The organism is Neptuniibacter sp. UBA6509, from assembly GCA_002435145.1.
Classification (GTDB): Bacteria; Pseudomonadota; Gammaproteobacteria; order Pseudomonadales; family Balneatricaceae; genus Neptuniibacter.
In genome coordinates this window covers 1-4,773 of record DJLT01000047.1, presented here as the reverse complement: position 1 = coordinate 4,773, position 4,773 = coordinate 1, and the positions used below count along the sequence as shown (strand labels likewise).

4 protein-coding genes are annotated in these 4,773 nt (G+C 41.6%); 1 reads left to right on the top strand and 3 read right to left on the bottom strand.

Annotated elements, in window-relative coordinates; all coding sequences use genetic code 11:
• Positions 1-948, top strand: a 948-nt coding sequence (locus B4K11_RS06495; protein ID WP_349680085.1) for an ABC transporter permease, incomplete at its 5' end; no start/stop codon positions are given.
• A gap of 140 nt (positions 949-1,088) precedes the next feature.
• Here the strand turns inward: B4K11_RS06495 and B4K11_RS06490 are convergent.
• From B4K11_RS06490 to B4K11_RS06480, 3 genes are all read right to left on the bottom strand, one after another.
• The gene (locus B4K11_RS06490) at positions 1,089-1,766 is read right to left on the bottom strand and encodes a transglutaminase-like cysteine peptidase (protein WP_292955045.1); all 678 of its coding nucleotides are present in this window, start codon (positions 1,764-1,766) and stop codon (positions 1,089-1,091) included.
• A 111-nt stretch (positions 1,767-1,877) separates the two neighbouring features.
• On the bottom strand, positions 1,878-2,162 hold the full coding sequence (locus tag B4K11_RS06485) for a hypothetical protein (protein ID WP_292955047.1): 285 nt from the start codon (positions 2,160-2,162) through the stop codon (positions 1,878-1,880).
• 136 nt (positions 2,163-2,298) lie between these two features.
• On the bottom strand, positions 2,299-4,773 hold a 2,475-nt coding region (locus B4K11_RS06480; RefSeq protein ID WP_292959292.1), incomplete at its 5' end, for a DUF748 domain-containing protein.

Below are 4,773 nucleotides of genomic sequence, written 5' to 3'. Positions count from 1 at the left end.
AATATTCAAGAGTGGGAAAAAACAGAGGTCGAAAGCCTCTTAAATAGCCATAAGCTAAACAACCCGCTATGGCCAATTTACCGAGGTCGCCTAAGCAAAGTTAACGGGCTCGATTTATCTGAAGCGTTAACTCAGAAACAACAACAGCACCCTTCACTTAATCGCGAGCTTAATTTAACTGCGACCGCCGATTTGCCTCAGCACAACACGCTAACATCAGGGAACTGGAACAAAGCTAACAGCGTTTCAATAGAGGAAAAATTAGCCAAGGAGCTTGGGCTGAAATTAGGGGATGAAGTCAGCTTTAATATTGCAGGTCGCGAAATTAGCGCGCCTATTAACAGTTTTCGTACGGTTAAGTGGGATTCATTCCAGCCCAATTTCTACTTTATATTCTCGCCAGGCCAGCTCGAAAGTTTCTCTGCGAGCTATCTCACTAGTTTTCATTTAGGGGAACATAGCCCCAATGTTAGCCGAGAACTAATTAGCCAATTTCCAACACTCACGCTTATTGATGTTCGGCAGGTACTCGATCAGCTACAACAGCTGCTGAGCCGTTTATCCCTGCTTTCAAGCCTGCTTATGCTGCTGACAACAAGCGCGGGGCTTGTCTTACTTTATGTCACGTTGACTCAAGAGCTAGAACAAAGGCGCTATGAAAACGCCCTACTTCAAACCTTAGGTGCGAGCTCACAGCAGTGCAAACAACTAGACCGCTTAGAGATGGGCTTGATTGGCAGTATCAGTGGACTATTAGCCGTTATCATTACCGAACTATGTTTATGGCCCATTCATCAGCAATTATTGAAACTTGACCCTGTACTACATCCCTACCTGTGGATAAGTTTGCCTATGATAAGCGGGGCGCTATTCATGCTGATCAGTTGGGTAAGTCATCGACAGCAAAGTATAGAAAAAAGCTACCATACACTTAGTAGCCACTCTTAATTCAGGGAGAGTAAAGTGCACAATACGTAAATGAAAACGTTAGCCATAACCTTATATAAGAGCTAACCGATAAACATAAGAAAAACAGTTTTTTGCATTCATAAACCAACAAAGTTCTTTAGAATATAAAACAGCATACATTAAGAAAGGGAGTGATTTCTCATACGATCCAGCATTGCTTTCCATGGTTTTATTTCTACAGTACTACCTAAGCGCTCACTAGGAGAATTAGCATTCCAAACACCACCACTATTAAGATGATAAATCGGAGTTATATCGCTCCTCTGCGTTTCTTGTAATATCTGATTCTCAACATTATCTAAAATGAGCGGAACGGAATCTTTTGCTTCAAAATATGTCAGTACCATATGTGCTCCATTATCCTTTTGGTACACAACATAAGAGATACTTAACTTTTCAGCCTCGACCCCCATTTCTAGCAATGTGAAATATTTAGCTATTGAAAAGTCTTCACAGTCTCCAGCATTTTTAATTAAACTTTCTATGGGCGTCGCCCAATAATCCTTACGGCCCCAGAGTTCTTGATCATCCACCCACTTCATTTCATTAAAGAAGTTGTTCACCAACTCCAGCTTTTCTCTATCAGTAAGTGCAATAGAAGTAACAAGAAGTTGTTGCCAACGACTAAAACGCTGAATGGTTTCTTGGCCCTGTTCACGCTGGATCTTTTTCATAAAAGCAGGCGGTAGAATTTTTTGGAAATGCCCTGCGTGGGCAGGATTGTGAAGATAAAGAAGAGCGACTACTGAAATGTGTAATAATTTCTTATGATAAAAACCTGTGACCTTGCTCAACATCTGCATCAACCTCAATGAGTATCAGTTCAGCCAGACAAGCACAGAGTTATACAGCATGGCCCCTGCTACCTTTATACAAATATCATACGAAGATAGCAAAGGCGGTAATATCTACCAATTAGAATGTATAGAGTGACCGTAGGCGTCTTTAACCGTCTTATGAGTACTTTTAGTCATAGGGCCAGCAGCGGTAGGCTGTTCCTCCATTTTTCGGTTAACCATTTCCATTTGATCCATTTTACCGCTTGCCTTCTCTTCACTTTTTACCATCTGGCTCGTCATGCTTTCGGAGCTATTGTAGCCATATAAAAGTTCAATTGGGCCTGTATCTGCAGAAGCGTTAACAAATGGAAAAAGCAGTAAAGTAAACGCGAATGCTTTATATTGATTATTCATAACAAAGTACCTTTCTATAATTTAAATATCTATCTGTACTTTGTCTGACTCTACTCTCCCAGTTCAGTTCAATCTTTTTTGATCGAATGATCATTAATTGCATAAGATATACAACTAACCATTACGGAACGTTATATTACAAACCTAATGTCGCCTGCGGTTTATCTTTAGAACTCAGTTCAAGCTTAGGGTAACAGCTAAACAGTCTTTCAATATCAACACCTAGCTTTTGTGAAAGTTCACCTTTAACGACATCATTACGCTGCTCTGCAAGCTGAGTTAATTTACCCGGCAGTTCCAAACGCAAACTATCTTCATCAAGTGGGTTCTTTCTCTTTTTATTCTCATCAACCAATGCTTCCCAGATAAGAGGCTGATCCGCTTCAACAACCTTGCCGCATATATTTAAACGCATACCCTTACGCTCACGCATCATCTCCGCAAGCTTCGCCATATACTGTGTTGACTCTGCTGATAGGTTGGCCTGGGCAGGTTTAAATAAGACCGGCTGCAAAGTAATAAACGAGCCTTTCTCTTGAGCATCCATGACCATCTGACTAATCGAAATCAAAGCGCCAAAAGGCTGTAATGCTTTGGTTAAGTAACCCATTGCCGCATTTTTCAGACCTTTACCCGCTAGTTTATTAATCACCGCTTGATACCCAAACTGAGGGTCATCTAACGAGCCATCTAACGGAATTTGCAGATCTATATTGTCATCATTATCCTGCAAAATCATAATTGCAGTGCCTAAAGGCATCGACACTTTCTGATCGAACTCTCCACTAAGCTCCCCATCACGCGCTTCAACTTCCAATTTATTCAGGCGAATATCCGACGTACCGTCTAGCTTGCGCCCTTTAATGGTTCCTTTCGTTGTTAAACTTAGCTGACCATTTTGTAAATAATATCCAGTGTAATGGAGAGAGTAAGCACTTACTTGCGGAAGTTCCAATCCCTTAATTTCAGCATCCCAGTTTCCAGCATAGTTACCACTAAAGAGCTCAATAGCCCCCTGAGCAGAGATCGTAGAAAACTTACTCTTCGCTTTTAAATCAAAAGATGTTTTGCCTTTAGATCCGGTATCTATACTTCGTAAATTTAAACGACTGACATCAAGCTGTGTTTTGAAAGCAGGTGTAACGCCACCATCAACAATCTGAATTAAGTTTTTACCCTTTAGATTCATCTGGTTTAGCTTCACACGAACAGGTTTAGCCTGCTTATCATCGGCGCTTCCCTTGGACGCATTGTTTGGTGCCGATGTTAAACGTGCCAACAACCAATCAAGATCTGTTAATCCCCTTTCAGAGGATAGCAATACACGGGTATTACTATCGCGCAAGTTAAGCTGACTAATACTCAAATCACTGAGTTGCTTGAACGCTATATCTTGCGCATTTATATTATTCCATTGTGTAAAGACACCGCCTTTGCCTTGCACTTTGAGCTGGCGTGCCTCAATAGAGGATAATTTGATCTGCTCTGTATGCTGCAGCGCTAGGCCCGCTAGCTTTAAGTTTGCTAAAGAGATGAGGCTCTCACCCGCGACAGACAGATCAACTCCCCCAAATGCAGCATTAGCTAAATTAGCATCCCATACGCTTAAATCTTGACTCTCAGCTGCCCCCTGAAGTGCTATTGAATCAACCTGAACACGTTGTTTGCCCTGTTGTAACGCTAACCCCTTAGCATCAACCACCAGACCTGAAACCTTTATCTGCTTAAGGCCTTTCATCGATACATTAGATTTTACTGCTAGGTCTGCTAATTCAACTTGGTTCGTTGCTTGTCGCAAGTTTAAATTATTCAGCTTTAACTCACCGGCAGTAACTAAGGAAGTTAATTCATTGCCAGTCAGCCCCAAATCGACTGATCCATCCCATGCAAAACGTTTGTGTTTAACTTGGAAGCCATCCTGCTCAAAACTAAAATCACGAACGCGTAATGATCCTGACTGAGAAACGCTGCTAACGTGACTACCAATATTACTTCGGGCTTTAATCATTAAATCTAGATCAATATGAGCACGAAGTTTTGGTAGAAAAACTGCCGTCACACTATGTAGGGGAAAGTTTTTAAGGTTAACTTTCAACTCCGAGCTTTTCTCATCAGGCAAGGGCTTAGAGCTTGATTCCAAAACTAGAGGCGCTCCATTTAACGCGCCCTTTAAATCAATAGAAACCGGCTGTTCTTGATCCCAAAGATAAAAGTCCGCCAAATGCCCTGTTTCTAATCTAAGATGGTGCTTCTGGCCTGCGATATCAGTACGCCAATCAATATCGCTAAGCTGTAACTGCTGTATGCCAACACTCCATTGAGAAGGTTCTTCCGGTGACTCAGTCTTATCTTCCTGCTGCTCTTTACCCTTAAAACCATTCAAATCGAGAGGGCCTAACCATAAGTGTTCGCCCTCCTCTTTAATACCGACATTGGCTTCTTGTAATGCAATATTGGTTAATAAAATCCGCTGTTCGCTCAGCAATGAGTAATCAATATCAACATTAAAATGATTCACAGCTAAAGCGGGCTTAGTATCAGCTTCGGCCTTCAGCCCCTTAATCGTGATACTGCCTTCAAACCAATTAGGCTTTATGGCTTCTAACTCTGC

Bases quoted from the DNA above. Each gene is read 5' to 3' on its own strand.
- B4K11_RS06490 (WP_292955045.1), bottom strand. From the start codon at position 1,766: ATGTTGAGCAAGGTCACAGGTTTTTATCATAAGAAATTATTACACATT.
- B4K11_RS06485 (WP_292955047.1), bottom strand. From the start codon at position 2,162: ATGAATAATCAATATAAAGCATTCGCGTTTACTTTACTGCTTTTTCCA.